Genomic DNA, 16,568 nt, shown 5'->3' on the forward strand with positions numbered 1-16,568 from the left:
CGATCAGCCCATCGTGATGACGACCTTGCCCAGAACCCTGCGGTCCTGCATCATCTCCAGCGCTTCAGCCGCCTGTTCCAGCGGAAACCGGGCGCTGATGCGCGGTTTGATCCGACCCTCGGCATAGAGGCGGAACAGGTCGGTCATGTTCTCGGCGTGGCCCTTTGGATCGCGAAACACCGAGGCACCCCAGAACACGCCAACGATCTGGCAGCCTTTGAGCAAGGTCAGGTTCAACGGGATGTTCGGGATACCGGCAGGGAAGCCCACCACCAGGTAACGGCCCTTCCATGCCATCGCCCGCAGGCAGGGTTCGGCATAGGCGCCGCCCACCGCATCATAGACCACATCGACCCCATTGCCACCGGCCAGTTTCTTGATCTCGGCCGACAGCGCCTTTTGCCCATCGCGGTCCGGTTCGCGCGGATAGATCAGCGTCTCGTCGGCACCGATCTGGCGGCAGAATTCGGCCTTTTCCTGGGACGAGACGGCGGCGATCACCCGCGCGCCTGCGGCCTTGCCCAGCTCGATCGCGGCGGCGCCCACGCCACCCGCAGCACCCAGGATCAGCAGCGTTTCACCCGGTTGCAGCGCCGCGCGGTCCTTGAGCGCGTGATGCGAGGTGCCATAGGTAAAGATGAAACAGGCGGCATCCTCATAGGGCATCGCATCGGGGATCTTGACCGCGACATTGGCCTTGACCGTCAGATGGGTGGCAAAGCCGCCATGACCCGTCAGTGCCAGCACCCGGTCGCCGGGCGCATAGGCGCTGACACCTTCGCCCACCGCCAGAACCTCTCCCGCGATCTCGCCGCCGGGGGCAAAGGGGCGGGGCGGCTTCATTTGGTAGAGGTCGCGGATCATCAGCGTATCGGGAAAGTTCACCCCCGCCGCATGCACCCGAAGCAACAGCTCTCCCTTGCCCGGCACCGGGTCCGGCAGTTCGGTCAGTTCCAGCGTTTCGGGGCCGCCCACGGCGGTGCTCAGCATGGCTTTCATATCGGTCTTTCTCCCTGTTGCGGTCGCGTGCGTACCGCGATTTGACGTCAAGTCTTTGGCCCGTCCCCTTGGTTGTCAACCGGTTATCGAAATGCAATTCTGCAATGCAAAACAGATATCGGTATATGGGGAGGAGACATGGCCGAAGAGGATAGGGCGATTGCCGCCTTCCGCGACGAGCTGCGCGCCTGGCTAGAGGCGAATTGCCCCGCAGACATGCGCGATGGCCGTAATGACGAGGCTAGCATCTGCTGGGGCGGAAAGAACTGGAACTTTACGTCAGAAGCCCAGCGTACCTGGCTGCAACGTTGCGTCAGCAAAGGGTACACGGTGCCGACCTGGCCCATCGAGTATGGCGGTGCCGGGCTGAGCCGGGATCAGGAGAAGGTGTTCCACCAGGAAATGCGCCGCCTGAACGCACGCTATCCGCTGCAAAGCTTTGGCATCTGGATGCTGGGACCGGCGCTTTTGCATTTTGGAACGCATGAGCAAAAGCTGCATTACCTGCCGCCCATCGCACGCGGGGAAATCCGCTGGTGTCAGGGTTATTCCGAACCGGGCGCGGGATCAGATCTGGCAAATGTGCAAAGCCGGGCCGAGGACAAGGGTGATCACTGGCTTGTCAGCGGGCAAAAGATCTGGACCTCTTACGCCGATAAGGCCGATTGGATCTTTGCGCTGCTACGTACGGACCGTGAAGCGCCCAAGCACAAGGGCATTTCCTTCATCTTGCTCGACATGACCAGCCCGGGCGTGACCACGCGACCCATCAAGCTGATCTCGGGCGCGTCGCCGTTTTGCGAGACCTTCTTTGACAATGTGCAGGTGCCGCGCGAACAGGTGGTGGGCGAGGTTAATCGCGGCTGGGATGTGGCCAAATACCTGCTGACGCATGAGCGCGAGATGATCTCGGCCGCCGGTGGCACCATGGGCTCGGGGCGGGCACTCGGCGCCGTGCTGGCCGATAGCGGCAGCACCGATACGGTGCTGCGCGCTGATGCGATGCGAGCCGAGGTCGACGGGCTGGCGGTGGCGCTGACACTGGAGCGCTACAAGGATCAGGCCGAGACCGGGCAGGGCGCGGGCGATGCCTCGGCCATGCTGAAATACATGGGAACCGAGCTGAACAAGCGCAATCTGGAACTGGTGATGGTGGCGGGCGGGTCCGACGCGCTGGTCTGGGAGGACGGGCGCGCGCCCAACTGGCTGAGGACCAAGGCCAATTCGATCGAGGGCGGCACCTCCGAGGTGATGCTGTCGATCATTTCCAAACGCGTTCTTGGGCTTCCGGGATAGGGCAGATGGCAAAACTGGTACGTACAGAAGAAGAGGTCATGCTGGCCGATGCCGCGCGCGGCTTTCTGGATCAGGCCGCCCCGGTGGCGCATCTGCGGGGGCTGCGCGACAGCGGGCAGACGCAGGACCGGGCGCTCTGGTCGGAAATGGCCGCCATGGGCTGGGCCGGGGTGCTGGTCCCCGAAGAGGCCGGGGGCAGCGACATGGGCCACGCCGCCGCCTGCGCACTGGCCGGCGAGATGGGCAAGACCTTGGTCACTTCGCCGTTTCTGTCCACGGCAGTGATCGCGGCGACGGCGCTGCGGCAGGTGTCGGATGCCCGCGCGGGGCAGGCTCTGGCGCGGATCGCCAGCGGAGAGGTCACCTATGCGCTGGCCATCGACGAGGGCGCCAAGTTCGACCCCGAGACCACACAGATGCAGGCGCGGGCCGAGGGCAACGGGTTCCGCCTGAACGGCGAAAAACGGTTTGTCGTGGACGGCGCCAATGCCGAGCGCCTGCTGGTGCTGGCGCGGACCGATGCGGGGCTGACCCTGTTCGACCTGCCCGCTGACCGCGACGGCATCACCCGCGAGGGGCAGGCGATGATCGACAGCCGTGACGCGGCAAGGATTGAGTTTGCCGATGTGATCGCCACGGGCGAGGATGTGCTGGGTCAGGTCGATGACGCGATGACCGTTCTGGCACCCGCACTGCGGGCCGGTCAGGCGGCGCTGGCGGCCGAGATGGCCGGGCTGGCCGCTGGCGCCTTTGCCATGACCGTCGAATATCTCAAGGAACGCAAGCAGTTCGGGGTTCCGATTGGTGCGTTTCAGGCCCTGCAACACCGTGCCGCGCATCTGTGGTGCGAATGCGAGGTGACCGCCTCGGCCATCCTGAACGCGGGCCGGATGCTGGACGAAGACCCCGAGAACGCGGCGCTGGCCGTGTCGCTGGCCAAGGCGCGCGCCACCGACACTGCACAGCGTGCGGTGCAGGAGGGGGTGCAGATGCATGGCGGCATCGGCATGACCGACGCATTCGACATGGGCTTCTACATGAAACGCGCCCGGGTCGGGGCCGAATGGCTGGGCGACTATGGATATCACGCGAACATCGTTGCACAAGCACGCGGATTTTAAGGAATAATCATGACACCTGAGATTTTGTTTTCGCTGCATGGCAAGACCGCGCTGGTCACCGGCGGCGCCACCGGCATAGGGCGCATGGCAGCCGAGGCGCTGGTTCGCGCGGGTGCCCGCGTGCTGATCGCCTCGCGCAAGGGCGAGGCCTGTGAAGCGGTCGCTGACGAGCTGAACGCGCTGGATGCCCCCGGCAGCGCCGAGGGGTTCGCGGGCGACGTGGGGAGCAAAGAGGGCATCGACGCGCTTATCGCCGAGGTGAAGGGTCGCACCGAAGCCCTTGATATCCTGATGAACAATTCCGGTGTCACCTGGGGCGCGCCGATGGGCCAGTTCCCGCATGAGGCCTGGGAAAAGGTGATGTCCGTCAATGTGGCCGGTGTCTTTGACCTGACCCAGAAGCTGTTGCCGATGCTGATGAAAAGCGGCACCATCGATGACCCTGCTCGCGTGGTCAACGTCGGCTCGGTCATGGGCGAAGTTCCGATGGGCGATGGCGCCTATAGCTATGCGGCCTCCAAGGCGGCGGTGATCCATCTGACCAAGATCATGGGCAAGGAACTGGCGCCCTATGCCGTCACCGTCAACGCGCTTGCGCCGGGGCCGTTTGTGTCTCGGATGACCGCATTCGCCACCGCTGACGAGGAAAAACGCACCAAGGTCGGCAGCGACGTGCCGCTGCGCCGGGTCGGCCGGGACGAGGATATCGCTGGCTGTATGCTGTTCCTTTGCGGGCGCGGCGGCGCCTATGTCACCGGCGCGGTGATCCCGGTTTCGGGCGGCATCAACGTGATGACCGGCCCCAACATCTTTGAAAAGGCGCTGTAAGGGGGCGGGGATGGACATTCGTTTTGACGGACGGGTGGCGATCGTCACGGGATCGGGCGCCGGTCTGGGCCGCGCCCATGCGCTGGGTCTGGCCGCGCGCGGCGCCAGGGTGGTGGTCAACGATCTGGGGGCGGCACCCGACGGCACCGGTGCCTCCTCCGTCGCCGCGCAGGCGGTGGTCGAGGAGATCCGCGCCATGGGCGGCGAGGCCATCGCGCACGGGGCCGATGTGGCGGACGAGGCGCAGGTGGCTGACATGGTCACCCAGACCATGGACCAATGGGGCCGCGTCGATATCGTGGTCAACAACGCGGGCATCCTGCGCGACAAGAGCTTTGCCAAGATGAGTATGGGCGATTTCCGCAAGGTGATCGACGTGCACCTGATCGGCAGCGCCAATGTGGCCCATGCCTGCTGGCCGATCATGCGCGAACAGGGCTATGGCCGGGTGGTCTTCACCTCCTCGGCCTCGGGGCTTTACGGCAATTTCGGGCAGGCCAACTATGGCGCGGCCAAGGCTGCGATGATGGGGCTGATGAACGTGCTGCATCTCGAGGGCGCGCGCGACAATATCCGCGTCAACTGTCTGGCGCCGACCGCCGCGACCTGGATGACCGAGGCGCTGATCCCCGAACAGGCGCTGGCGCTGCTGGCGCCCGAAACGATCACGCCCGGCCTTCTGTATCTGGTGAGCGAGGATGCACCCTCGCGCGTGATCCTCTGCGCCGGGGCGGGCTGTTACGCGCAGACCCGCATATTCGAGACCGAGGGCATCCTGCTGGAAGGCAGCGCCAACACGCCCGAGGACATTGCCGCCCGCTTTGCATCGGTGCAAAGCGAAGAGGGCAAGCGCGAGCTGACCGACGCGTTCAGCCAGACCCGCAAATTTGCCCGCAAGGCGGCGGATGCGCGTGGCATCGACCTGCCCTGGGGAGCATGAGAAAGTGAAAGACATGACCTGGACCCGTGACGAAAGCCACCTGCCGCCGGCCCTGCGCGGCCTGCGCATCCCGCTGATCGGCTCGCCGCTATTCATCATCTCGGTACCCGATCTGGTGATCGCGCAATGCAAGGCGGGGATCGTGGGATCCTTCCCCGCGCTTAACGCGCGAGAGGCGGAGGGTGAGCCGCCGCTGCTCGAGGCCTGGCTGAAACGCATCACCGAGGAACTGGATCGCCACAACCAAGACAACCCCGACCGCCCGGCTGCGCCCTTTGCGGTAAACCAGATCGTGCACCGCTCGAACGGGCGGCTGGAACGGGATCTGGAGATCTGTAGCCGCTGGAACGTGCCGATCTGGATCACCTCGCTGGGTGCCCGGGTCGAGGTGAACGAGGCCGCGCACAGCTGCGGCGGCGTTGTGCTGCATGACGTGATCAACAACACGTTTGCAAAGAAGGCCATTGAAAAAGGCGCCGACGGGCTAATCGCCGTGGCCGCAGGCGCCGGGGGCCATGCTGGCCAGCAATCGCCGCTAGCGCTCACCCGCGAAATTCGGTCGTGGTTCGACGGGCCGCTGGCCCTGTCGGGCGCCATCGCCTGTGGCGAAAGCCTGCTGGCCGCCCGCGCCGTGGGGGCCGATTTCGGCTATATGGGCTCGCCCTTCATCGCCACGAATGAGGCCAATGCACAGCCCGAATACAAGCAGATGATCATCGACAGCACCGCCGAGGACATCGTCTATTCCTCGCTCTTTACCGGGGTGCACGGCAATTACCTGAAGAAGTCGGTTGAACGCGCCGGGATGGATCCCGACAACCTGCCCTCGGCCGATGCCAGTTCGATGAATTTCAGCCAGGGATCTTCCAAACCCAAGGCGTGGAAAGAGATCTGGGGCTCGGGCCAGGGCGTGGGCGATGTGCACCAGATTGTGCCGGTGGCCGATCTGGTGGACCGGATCGACCGCGAGTATCGCGCGGCGGGCGCGCGGCTTGCCGCCGAGTTCACCGGCTGAGCCATGGCGGAACTGATCGTCATCCGCCATGCGCAGGCCTCGTTCGGATCGGACAACTATGACCGGCTGAGCGCGCTTGGCCATCGCCAGTCGCAACTGGTGGGCGCCGCGCTGCGCGAAATGGGCTGGGTGCCCGACCGGCTGGTCACCGGCACGCTGGCGCGACAGAAAGAGACCCTGCGCGGCATGGGGTTCACGGACGCACCCGAGGAGCACGCGGGCTGGAACGAATATGATTTCCACGACCTGTTGCGGGTGAAATTCGGCGGCACTATCCCCGATCCGGTGCAGCATGACCGCAAGACACATTTCCGCACCTTGCGCGATGTTTTGCGCGAATGGCAGGGCGGCGGTATCGAGGGTGCGCGCGAAAGCTGGGCCCAGTTCACAGCCCGGATCGAGGCGGCACGCCAGCTGGCTACCCGCGAGGGTGCCGAACGGGTGCTGGTGATCAGCTCGGGCGGGGCCATCGGACAGTTGACTGCCGCCGCGCTGAGCGCGCCGCCCGAGCAGATGATCGCGCTGAACCTGCAGGTCAAGAACACCGCCATGTCGCGGTTCATCTTTACCCCGCGCGCCTTCTTTTTGCATGAATTCAACGCCACCCCGCATTTTGCCCAACCGGCCCATGCGGATATGCTGAGCTATAGTTGAGGAACAGGATATGAGCGACACGACCCAAAGCCTTGACCTGAGCGCCGTCGATGCCTATCTGCGCGACCACCTGCCGGGTTATGCCGGGCCGCTGGAGGCGCGGAAGTTCGACGTTGGCCAGTCGAACCCGACGTTCCTGCTGAAGACACCTGCGCGCAATTATGTGCTGCGGCGCAAGCCGCCGGGTGTCTTGCTCAAATCCGCTCACGCAGTGGATCGCGAGTTCCGGGTGCAAAGCGCACTGGCGGGCACGGATGTGCCGGTGCCGCGCATGTATCTGCTGTGCGAGGATGATGCGGTGATCGGCTCGGCCTTTTACGTGATGGAACATCTGGACGGGCGCAATTTCTACGAACCCACGATGGAGGGCGAGACGAACGCCACCCGCACCGCTGTCATCGACGAGATGAACCGGGTGCTGGCAGCGCTGCATTCGGTCGACATCGACGCCGTGGGCCTGTCCGATTACGGCCCGCCGGGAAACTACTTCGAACGACAGCTCTCGCGCTGGACCAAGCAGTATCGCGCCTCGGAAACGGACACCATCGCCGACATGGACGCGCTGATCGAGGCGCTGGGACAGGAAATGCCCGCGGATGACGGCCAGCGCACGCTGGTGCATGGCGATTACCGGATCGACAACATGATGTTCGAAAAGGGCGGCACCCGCTGTCTGGGCGTGCTGGACTGGGAGCTGTCGACCATCGGCCACCCCTATGCCGACCTGGCCGCCGTGATCATGCAATGGCAGATGCCGCCGGGCAAGGAGGGCCGCGGGCTGGCAGGGGTCGACCGTGCCGCGCTGGGTCTGCCCACGGATGCCGAATTCATCGCCGCCTATTGCGCGCGGCGTGGCATCGGCGGGATCGACCGGTTCGGCTTCTATCTTGCCTTCAACTTCTTCCGCATGGCCGCGATCATCCAGGGCGTCTACAAACGCGCACTGGATGGCAATGCGTCAAACCCCGAACGCGCCCGGCGGCTGGGCCAGTATGTGGGCGTGTTTGCGCAAAACGGGTTGAGGGCGCTGCGCGGGTGAGCGGGCAGGGCGGTGATATGGACGGTCTGACCGAGAGCAAGGACCGCAATTTTGTCACCGCGCTGGCGCGGGGGCTGGATGTGCTGCGCAGCTTTCGCCCCGGCGAGGTGCTGCTGACAAATACCGACCTGTCCGAGCGGACCAGCCTGCCGAAACCCACCGTCTCGCGCCTGACCTATACGCTGTGCCAGTTGGGTTATCTGGTGCAGGATCGTGAAACCGGCGCCTACCGGCTGGGCGTGGGCGTGCTGCAACTGGGCATGGGTGTGCTGGCGGGCATGGATATCTGCGACCGCGCCGCCGAGGTGCTGCGCGGTCTGCGCGCGGGCACCAACCCCTATATCACCGCCGCACTGGGAGAGGCGCACCGGGCCGAAGCGGTCTATGTCGCGGTCTCGCGATCGCGCGAGAATGTCTCGCTCAGCATGCATGTCGGTTCGCGCCTGCCCTTGTTCCGCTCTGCCATGGGGCGCGCCATTCTGGCGGGTATGACCGAGGAAGATCGGAGCGCGGCAATTCAGGCTGGTGCGCGGGACACGGGTCAACAGATTGCAGCGCTGGAGGCTGAAGCCCGCAACGCGGTCGAACAGTACAGAGCGCGTGGCTATTGCTCCGGCTATGGAGACTGGCGCGCCGATGTGAATGCCATCGCTGTGCCGGTGGTCTCGCTGGGCGGCAGCCGGGTGCACGGCCTCAACGTGGGCGGCCCCAGCTTTCATGTCACGGTCGAGGAACTGGAAAACACCTATGCACCGCTGCTGATCGCGGCCGGGAAGGCACTGGGCCTTACTCCCTAGCCGGTCTTTTCCAGCTCGAACTCCAGGTCCGGTAGCGAGTCCTTGCCAAAAAACAGCTCGTCGTTCAGCAACATCGAGGGCGCGCCAAACACGCCGCGTTCCACCGCCCTTGCCGTTGCGTCGACCAGCGCCTGCTTGATCTCTGGCGTCTCGACCGCCTCCAGCGTGCGCCGCACAGGCAGGCCGCTCTCGCGCAGCACCTCTTCGAACACATGCCGTTCGGAAAGGTTCTGGCCATGCACCCACATCGCATTAAACATGGCATCCATATAGTTGTTTTCCCAATCTTTTCCGCGCGCAAATATTGCTCCGCGCATGGGCAGAAGCGTATTCACCGGAAAATGCGGGTTCATGTGGAACACCAGACCATGACGAAGCACGAAGCGTTGCAGGTCCAGCGCCTGATAGGTCAGCTTGTGGCGGACGCGCGAAAACGCCTCCATCGGGGACTGGTTGTTTGTGGCCTTGAAGATACCGCCCAACAAGACCGGAGACGGTCGTATGATGGCGCCGTGACGCGCGACCAGGTCGGGCAGGACCCGATGCACGAGATAGGCATTCGGACTTCCAAAATCATAAATGAACTCGATATTGTGCATTACCATCTTTCTCCAAAGGGCCGCAGGTCCATCTCAAAGCTCCAGGCGTCCCGTGTCTGTTGGTGCAACATCCAATAAGCCTCGGCCACCGAATCCGGCGACATCAGCGTGTCTGGCGGCAATGTATCAGGGTCGCGGCCTGCCTGCTGCATCCGTTTGCGGACAAACGAAGTATCGACGCCTGCGTCGATGACCAGATGCGCGACATGGATGTTCTTTGGCCCAAGTTCCTTGGCCATGCTCTGGGCCAAAGCGCGGAGCCCGGCTTTGCCGGCCGCAAAGGCCGCAAACCCCGGATTGCCGCGCAGCGAGGCACTGGCACCGGTAAAAAAGATGCTGCCTCGGCCCCGCGGAACCATATGACGGGCTGCTTCTCTCCCGGTCAGGAACCCGGCAAAACAGGCCATTTCCCAGACCTTGCGAAACACCCGCGCAGTGGTTTCCTGGATGGGAAACCGGACGTTGCCGCCCACATTGAAGATCACGACCTCGATCGGCCCGACTTCGCTCTCGACCCGGGCGAAGAGGTCAACAACACTGTCCTCGTCCCGCGCGTCCATGGTATAGCCATGCGCCCGGCCGCCTTCGGACTGGATATCCTCGACCAGCGGGATCAGCTTGTCACCGTTTCGCCGCCCGAGACAGACCGTGAAACCGCCCCGCGCAAACCGGCGCGCGATGGCGGCACCGATATAGTCACCAGCACCGACGATCAGCGCGACCGGCGCGCTCACAGCGCGTTCGCTTTTTGCAGCGCGGGCCGGGCCAGCAACCGGCCGGCATAGGGTTGCAGGTTGGGTTTGTCGGTGAAATCGCCCCCCAACCGGGCAGAGGTGATCACCGCATGCCCGGTCATGATATCGGCACCCGAAAACGCTCCCGCCAGATACTCTCTGCCCTCCATATGCCTATCCACCGCGGCGAGCATCTGATTGAGAAGTTTCACCGCACGCTTCACATTCACCTCGTTGCGCCGGTCTGGCGGCAAAAGAACCGTTTCCACCACGATCGTGTTGATCGGAGGCATCAACATGCCTTCGCAGAAATGAAGCCATTGCAGGTAGTTGGGAAACTCGGCTGAACCGGTTTCAGGGCGCAGGCGGCCTTGGCCGTGGCGGGCCAGCACGTATTCGACAATTGCGCCGGATTCGTGAATGGTCACGTCGCCATCGGCAAGGACCGGCACGCGTCCCAAAGGGTGAATCCGGCGGTACTCGGGGCCGCGCATGGCCGGATCGCCCAAAGTGAATCTTTCCAGGTCATAGTCCAACCCCAGCTCCTCAAGAAGCCAGGCGATGCGCACCGCGCGGGTGTCCGGAGCGAAGTAGAGCTTCATGTTAGACCCTTCCGTGTGAACCTCCTAAACGCTAGGGAGCGGCAATCCCGGGTGTCAACATCTCCTGTTGTGACGTTGCGCATCTTGTGTGGGGGGAGCGGGGTTTGTTACTCGACGTTTGGGGCGCGCAGCGACTAGGCTCGGCCGCAAGCGAGGGAGGACAGTGTGAGCGAAATTCTTTTGAACATGCACGAGGACGGTCTGGCGGAACTGGTGCTGAACCGGGCGCCGGTGAACGCGCTGAGCGCGCCGTTCCTGACCGAGTTTGCCGCGACCATCGCAAAACTGGAGCGGGATGACTCGGTACGGGCTATCTTCCTGACCAGCCCATTCAAGGTGCTGTCCGCAGGCCTCGACCTCAAAGAGGCCCAGCATTTCGACATTCCGCAGCAGCACGCCATCTTGAGGGGGCTGAACGAAGGGTTCCTGACGCTCTTTGCCTGTCCAAAACCCACGGTCTGCGCCGTCAACGGCGCCGCCATCGCGGGCGGGCTGTTCTTTGTGCTGGGCAGCGATCTGCGCGTTGCGTCGTCCAGGGCACGGTTTGGACTGGCCGAAGTAAGGGTAGGCGCCGATTTCCCGGTTGGCCCCATGGAGATTGCCCGCGCAACCCTGTCGCCCGACATGCTTCGTCGGCTGATGCTGACAGGCCAGCCCATCGACGCGCACACCGCCCATGCGGCCGGTATCGTTGACGTGCTGGATGACGACGTCCATACGCGTGCTCTGGCCGAGGCACGGGCGCTGGCACAGATCCCGCCAGTTACCTTTGCCAAAGTCAAACAACAAATCCGCGGCGCGACTATCGCACTGATCGAGAAGGAGACCGTGGCGGGCGGCAACGCGCCTGAAGGTGGCTGGTTCAACGCGGAAACGCGGGGTGCAATGCAGGCGATGATCGGGTGATGCGTATTCCTACGTACTTTTCTCGGGCGCGGGCACGGGGGACACTCCGGCCGAGGCGCAGCCAGAGGAGAGCATGCAAATGACCAGCCCGATTTCACGCAAACTTGACACAACGCGGCTGGGGCGCATCGCCGAATGGATGCAACGCTATGTCGATCAACGCAAGTATGCGGGCAGTTCCGTTCTGATCAGCCAGTCGGGCGAAGAGGTATATTTTCACGCAGCAGGTCTGCGCAGCGCCGAAAACGGCTTGCCGTTCCAACGCGACACGATTGCGCGGATCTATTCGATGACCAAGCCCATCACCTCGCTTGCGGTGATGATGCTGGCGGAACGGGGGTTGTTTCACCTCGACGCGCCGGTGTCCCAGTTCATTCCGTCATTCTCCGACATGCGGGCGCTGGTGCCCGGCGCCGAGCGGATCGACCAGACGGAACGGGCGGCGGTGCCGACGCTGCATCAGTTGCTAACCCATACGTCCGGGCTCAGCTATCCGTTCAACCCCGGTGTGCTGGCCCGCGCGATGGAGGAGCAGGACCTCCTCTTCAAACCCGATCAGGGGTCGCTGGAGGATATGTGCGACCAGGTCGCGGCGCTGCCTCTGGCCTTTCAGCCCGGAACCCGCTGGGAGTACTCGGTGGCAATCGACATTCTGGGGCGCGTGGTCGAAGTAGTCTCGGGCCGGTCACTGGCGGAGTTCTTTGCACAGGAGATATTTGCCCCCCTTGGGATGACGGAAACCGGATTTTCGGTACCGATCGGAGCAGGGGACCGGTTCGCATCGCTCTACACACCGCTTGCCGGTGACGCCATGGCGCTGAATGCGGCCAAGGCAGGGGGCGAGACCCTGCGGCTGGTCGATCAGGCCAGGCATTCGCCCTTTGAGGCGGCAACAATGTTTTCCGGTGGTGGTGGATTGGTGAGCACCATCGACGACTACAGCCGGTTTGCAGAAATGTTGCGCCGCGGGGGCGAGGTGGGGGATCAGCGCCTTGTCGGGCCCGCGACGATCGACTTCATGATGCGCAACCATCTGCCGGGCGATATCGCCGCGATGGGACCGCAGAGCTTTGCCGAACAGCCGATGGAGGGCATGGGCTTTGGCCTGGGCGGCGCCGTTGTGCTGGATCCGGGCCGCGCACGAACCCCCGGATCCGTCGGCGATTTCAGCTGGGGCGGCATGGCATCGACCTTTTTCTGGCTCGACCGGGTGCATGATATCACGGTTGTATTCTTCACACAGCTTTCGCCATCGAGTTCCTATCCCTCGCGATCCGAACTCAAGGCTTTGATCCATGGAGCACTGATCTGATGTCCGACCCCAGGCCCATCCTGTGGACACCCACAAAAGAGCGCGCCGAGCAAAGCCGCATGGCCGCGTTCCAGAGATGGTTGAAGTCGGAAAAGGGCCTGGAGTTCGAGGATTACAATGCGCTCTGGATGTGGAGCGTTAGTGATCTTGACGGGTTCTGGACCGCGATCCGGGATTACTTCGATTTGCCCTTTTCCGGCGGATCGGGCGTGGTTCTGGCGGAGCGAAAGATGCCGGGCGCGGAATGGTTTCCAGGGGTACGGACCAATTTCGCCCGCCAGATGCTGCGCAGCGCCGAAACCCGGCCGGACGAGGTGGCGCTGATCGTGCAGTCGGAGACCTTTGGCCGCTGCGAACTGACCTGGGCCGAGCTGGCGCATCGCGTGGCCAGCGTGGCAACCCATCTGCGCGCCATGGGCGTGGGGCAGGGCGACCGGGTGGTCGCTGTCCTGCCCAACACCGAAACCGCCACCATCGCCTTTCTCGCCTGTGCCAGCATCGGTGCGATCTGGTCCCTTTGCGCCCCGGACATGGGGCATGTAGCCATCCTGGACCGGTTCCGCCAGATCGAACCCAAGGTTCTTATCGCGCAGGACGGCTATGTGCATGCGGGCAAGCTGGTCGACCGGCGCGCCGCGTTGGACACCATCCGCGCGGGCCTCGACACGCTGGAACACACGGTGCTGATCCCGGTGGCGGGTGGACTGGGCGATGATGTAACCGCATGGTCCAACCTGACAGACACAAAGGCCGAACTGAGCTTTGCCGATCTGCCTTTCGACCATCCGCTGTGGATCGTCTATTCCTCGGGCACGACAGGCAACCCCAAACCCATCGTCCACGGGCATGGCGGCATCCTTCTGGAAGGTGCCAAACAATCGTTGCATCAGGATCTGAAAGCGGGCGACAGGTTCTCCTGGCTGACATCGTCAGGCTGGATCATGTGGAACGTGCAATTCGTGGCGTTGGGGCAGGGTGCGACCGTGTTCCTGTTCGACGGTGCCGCCAATCATCCCGACATGTTAGAGGTCTGGCGTTGTGTTGCACGGGAACGGCTGACCAACTTCGGTGTCGGCGCGGCCTTTGTAACGTTGTGTGTCAAGGCAGGCATACGCCCACGCGACGAGTTGGACCTGAGCACGCTCAAGGCGCTTGGCACCACCGGGTCGCCGCTGACGGCCGATGGGTACGAATGGGTTTATGACGCCATCGACCCGGACATCTGGCTGGCGCCGATCTCGGGCGGGACCGACCTCTGCGGCGCTTTCGTGGGGGGCAACCCAATGTTGCCGGTGCGCGCGGGCGAGATGCAATGCCGCTATCTGGGCAATGCGGTTCGCAGCTTTGATCCGGAAGGCAATGAAATTATTGGTGAAGTCGGAGAGCTTGTCTGTACCGAACCGCTTCCCTCGATGCCACTCTATTTCTGGGGCGATACTGACGGCAGTCGGTTATTTGAGAGTTATTTCGACATTTATCCCGGTATCTGGCGGCATGGCGACTGGATCGAGATCACTCCCGAAGGCGGATCGGTGATCTACGGCCGGTCCGACGCCACCATCAACCGCAAGGGGCTGCGGTTGGGCTCTTCCGAGATTTACCGCGCGGTTGAAAGCCTGCCCGAGGTCTTCGACAGTCTCGTCGTCGATCTGGAGTTCCTTGGCCGCGACAGTTTCATGCCGCTCTTTGTCGTTCCGGCCCCGGGCGTAGAATTGGACGACGACCTGAAAGCCAAGATCAACACCGCCATCCGCGAGGCGGTTTCGCCGCGTTTCATCCCGAATGACATCATAGAAATCAAGGAAGTGCCGCGCACCCTGTCAGGAAAGAAACTGGAAGTGCCCGTTAAAAAACTGCTATTGGGCGGTGATCCCGCCAAAGTGGTCAACCGGGACTCGATGGCAAACCCGGAAAGCTTCGAGTTCTTTATCACTTATGCGGCGCAACGAACGTAAAGATACGAGATGTCCATGACCGAAGCCGAACGCCAGTTGCTGGACTTGCTCGATGTCGAGCGTCTGGAAACCGATTTGTTTCGGGGAACAGGGTCGGGGGGTGAGACACCCACGCGCATCTATGGCGGACAGGTGATCGCCCAAGCGCTGGCCGCGGCCTACCGGACGGTGGAGGACAGGCTGTGTCACTCACTGCACGCCTATTTCATCCGGCCCGGAGACCCAAGCATTCCCGTTATCTATCAAGTCGATAGGGCGCGGGATGGAGGCTCTTTTACCACCCGGCGCGTGGTGGCGATCCAGCATGGACGGCAAATCCTGAACCTGTCCGCCTCGTTTCATGCCGGTGACGCCGGATGGGATCACCAGCACCCGATGCCCGAGATTGACGGCCCGGCTGCGCATCCCACGCGCCAGACCCTGCAAGAGCGCTTCATCGACCGCATCCCCGAGAAGCAAAGGGCCGAGTTCACCCGGCCAAGGCCCATCGAAATCCGCGAAGTCGAGCCGCGGGACATGTTCGAGCCGATCCCGACGGATGACCGCCACTATCTGTGGTTTCGCATGGGCGCCGCCGCCGGGGCCGATCCGGCGACCCAGCATCTGCTTTTGGCCTATGCCTCGGACATGGGGCTGTTGGGCTCCGGCCTGCGCCCGCACGGGCTCAGTTGGTACACACGCCAGGTCAATGGCGCGAGCCTGGATCATGCGATGTGGTTTCACGCGCCGATCCGGTTCGAAAACTGGCATCTTTATGCAATGGACAGCCCCTGGACCGGTGCGGGCCGCAGCTTCAACCGCGGCAAGGTCTATGCCGAGGATGGCACTCTGGTGGCCAGCGTCGCCCAAGAGGGCCTGATGCGACGCTTGCAGCCCCGGGATTAAAGCTTGCCGCCGAACTGCCGGTTCAACTTGCGCATTCCGCCCAACCAACGGTCATAATCCGCTGTTTTCATTCGAATATAATCCAGGACCTGTGGATGCGGCAGCACCAGGAAACGGCGTTCACGAATGGCTTCGATACAGGCCGGCGCCACGTCCGAAGGCTCCAGCATTCCATCCAGCGCCGCAACAGACTCCTCGTGTCCACGCGTCATTTCCGAGCGCACGGCCTGCGGGCACAGGACCGAAACACCGATGCCCTGATCGCCATAGGTCATCGCCAGCCATTCCGCCAAACCGACCGAGGCGTGTTTGGTCACTCCATATGGCGCGGCGCCGACCTGGTTGAGCAGGCCCGCAGCCGAGGCGGTGTTGAGAAGGTAGCCACCACCGCGCGCAATCATGCGCGGCACCACATGGCGCGCGGCCCAGACCTGTGACATGACGTTGATGTCCCAGATCCGCTGCCAATCCTCGTTGGGCGTCTCGATACCGCCGATGGTCAGGATACCCGCGTTGGAGCAAAAGAGGTCGATCGGGCCGACCTCGCGTTCGACCGTGTCGATCAGCCGGGCAATGTCATCTTCTTTGCTGACATCGCAGGCAAAGGCGACACCGCCGATCTCATCGGCTACTTGCTGCGCGCCAACCAGGTTTCTGTCAGCACAGACGACAGATTTTGCGCCTTCGGCCGCAAAACGCACGGCAAGACCACGTCCGATGCCACTGGCGGCACCTGTCACGACGACAATCCGGTCTTTCAACTCCATATCAGGTCCTTACAATGGCAGATGTTCACTGCAATCGTATGAATTCCATCGGGAATAAGCCAATCCTTTGTCGCCATGTGACGTCCAGACAGGCATAAGTATTCACCATAATACCGATT

General features: G+C 63.2%; 17 protein-coding genes. 12 read left to right on the forward strand and 5 right to left on the reverse strand.

All coding sequences use genetic code 11. From position 1 onward, the window contains the following. Positions 1–3 precede the first annotated feature (3 nt). Positions 4–999 (reverse strand): NADPH:quinone oxidoreductase family protein, encoded by a 996-nt coding sequence (locus OEZ49_RS04860; RefSeq protein WP_263387260.1) that lies wholly within the window; start codon positions 997–999, stop codon positions 4–6. Positions 1,000–1,137: 138 nt separating this feature from the next. Here OEZ49_RS04860 and OEZ49_RS04865 point away from each other — a divergent pair, with 138 nt between their 5' ends. Genes OEZ49_RS04865 through OEZ49_RS04900 form a run of 8 tightly spaced genes read left to right on the forward strand, consistent with a single transcriptional unit; the run spans position 1,138 to position 8,689 of the window. After that, complete coding sequence (locus OEZ49_RS04865; RefSeq protein WP_263387261.1) at positions 1,138–2,295, forward strand: acyl-CoA dehydrogenase family protein; 1,158 nt, start codon at positions 1,138–1,140, stop codon at positions 2,293–2,295. A 5-nt stretch (positions 2,296–2,300) separates the two neighbouring features. Beyond that, positions 2,301–3,416, forward strand: coding sequence for an acyl-CoA dehydrogenase family protein (locus OEZ49_RS04870; protein ID WP_263387262.1), 1,116 nt, complete (start codon positions 2,301–2,303; stop codon positions 3,414–3,416). Between the two features lie 9 nt (positions 3,417–3,425). Then, entirely contained in the window at positions 3,426–4,244 is an 819-nt protein-coding gene (locus tag OEZ49_RS04875; RefSeq protein ID WP_263387263.1) for an SDR family NAD(P)-dependent oxidoreductase, read from the forward strand. Positions 4,245–4,254: 10 nt separating this feature from the next. Beyond that, complete coding sequence (locus OEZ49_RS04880; protein WP_263387264.1) at positions 4,255–5,184, forward strand: SDR family NAD(P)-dependent oxidoreductase; 930 nt, start codon at positions 4,255–4,257, stop codon at positions 5,182–5,184. Between the two features lie 13 nt (positions 5,185–5,197). Then, a complete protein-coding gene (locus OEZ49_RS04885) occupies positions 5,198–6,199 on the forward strand; it encodes an NAD(P)H-dependent flavin oxidoreductase (protein ID WP_263387265.1) in 1,002 nt (333 codons plus the stop codon). A gap of 3 nt (positions 6,200–6,202) precedes the next feature. Beyond that, positions 6,203–6,853, forward strand: coding sequence for a histidine phosphatase family protein (locus OEZ49_RS04890; RefSeq protein ID WP_263387266.1), 651 nt, complete (start codon positions 6,203–6,205; stop codon positions 6,851–6,853). Positions 6,854–6,863: 10 nt separating this feature from the next. Beyond that, complete coding sequence (locus tag OEZ49_RS04895) at positions 6,864–7,892, forward strand: phosphotransferase (protein ID WP_263387267.1); 1,029 nt, start codon at positions 6,864–6,866, stop codon at positions 7,890–7,892. 17 nt (positions 7,893–7,909) lie between these two features. Further along, positions 7,910–8,689 carry an IclR family transcriptional regulator gene (locus tag OEZ49_RS04900; protein WP_263387268.1) on the forward strand — a complete coding sequence of 260 codons (780 nt, stop codon included), beginning with the start codon at positions 7,910–7,912 and terminating at the stop codon, positions 8,687–8,689. Here OEZ49_RS04900 and OEZ49_RS04905 read toward each other — a convergent pair. From OEZ49_RS04905 to OEZ49_RS04915, 3 genes are read right to left on the reverse strand one after another with little or no spacing between them, the layout of a single operon-like run. After that, on the reverse strand, positions 8,686–9,288 hold the full coding sequence (locus OEZ49_RS04905) for a 2-hydroxychromene-2-carboxylate isomerase (protein WP_263387269.1): 603 nt from the start codon (positions 9,286–9,288) through the stop codon (positions 8,686–8,688). The genes OEZ49_RS04900 and OEZ49_RS04905 overlap by 4 nt on opposite strands. Next, positions 9,288–10,022: an SDR family oxidoreductase gene (locus OEZ49_RS04910; protein WP_263387270.1), complete on the reverse strand. Its 735-nt coding sequence runs from the start codon at positions 10,020–10,022 to the stop codon at positions 9,288–9,290. The genes OEZ49_RS04905 and OEZ49_RS04910 overlap by 1 nt, the downstream gene beginning before the upstream one ends. Then, entirely contained in the window at positions 10,019–10,624 is a 606-nt protein-coding gene (locus OEZ49_RS04915) for a glutathione S-transferase family protein (RefSeq protein ID WP_263387271.1), read from the reverse strand. Before OEZ49_RS04915 ends, OEZ49_RS04910 begins: the two co-directional genes overlap by 4 nt. A 165-nt stretch (positions 10,625–10,789) precedes the next feature. Between OEZ49_RS04915 and OEZ49_RS04920 the strand changes: the two genes are divergently transcribed. The 4 genes from OEZ49_RS04920 (at position 10,790) to OEZ49_RS04935 (ending at position 15,682) form a co-directional block, all read left to right on the forward strand. Further along, positions 10,790–11,530 carry an enoyl-CoA hydratase/isomerase family protein gene (locus OEZ49_RS04920; RefSeq protein WP_263387272.1) on the forward strand — a complete coding sequence of 247 codons (741 nt, stop codon included), beginning with the start codon at positions 10,790–10,792 and terminating at the stop codon, positions 11,528–11,530. Positions 11,531–11,609: 79 nt separating this feature from the next. Next, entirely contained in the window at positions 11,610–12,842 is a 1,233-nt protein-coding gene (locus OEZ49_RS04925; RefSeq protein ID WP_263387273.1) for a serine hydrolase domain-containing protein, read from the forward strand. Further along, positions 12,842–14,797 (forward strand): acetoacetate--CoA ligase, encoded by a 1,956-nt coding sequence (locus OEZ49_RS04930; protein WP_263387274.1) that lies wholly within the window; start codon positions 12,842–12,844, stop codon positions 14,795–14,797. The genes OEZ49_RS04925 and OEZ49_RS04930 overlap by 1 nt, the downstream gene beginning before the upstream one ends. 15 nt (positions 14,798–14,812) lie before the next feature. Beyond that, entirely contained in the window at positions 14,813–15,682 is an 870-nt protein-coding gene (locus OEZ49_RS04935) for an acyl-CoA thioesterase (RefSeq protein ID WP_263387275.1), read from the forward strand. Here OEZ49_RS04935 and OEZ49_RS04940 read toward each other — a convergent pair. Beyond that, complete coding sequence (locus tag OEZ49_RS04940; RefSeq protein ID WP_263387276.1) at positions 15,679–16,449, reverse strand: SDR family oxidoreductase; 771 nt, start codon at positions 16,447–16,449, stop codon at positions 15,679–15,681. The two genes, OEZ49_RS04935 and OEZ49_RS04940, sit on opposite strands and share 4 nt — an antisense overlap. Between the last annotated feature and the right edge of the window lie 119 nt (positions 16,450–16,568).

Origin of the sequence: Ruegeria marisflavi, from assembly GCF_025673445.1 — a bacterium.
Taxonomy (GTDB): Bacteria; Pseudomonadota; Alphaproteobacteria; order Rhodobacterales; family Rhodobacteraceae; genus Ruegeria_B; species Ruegeria_B marisflavi.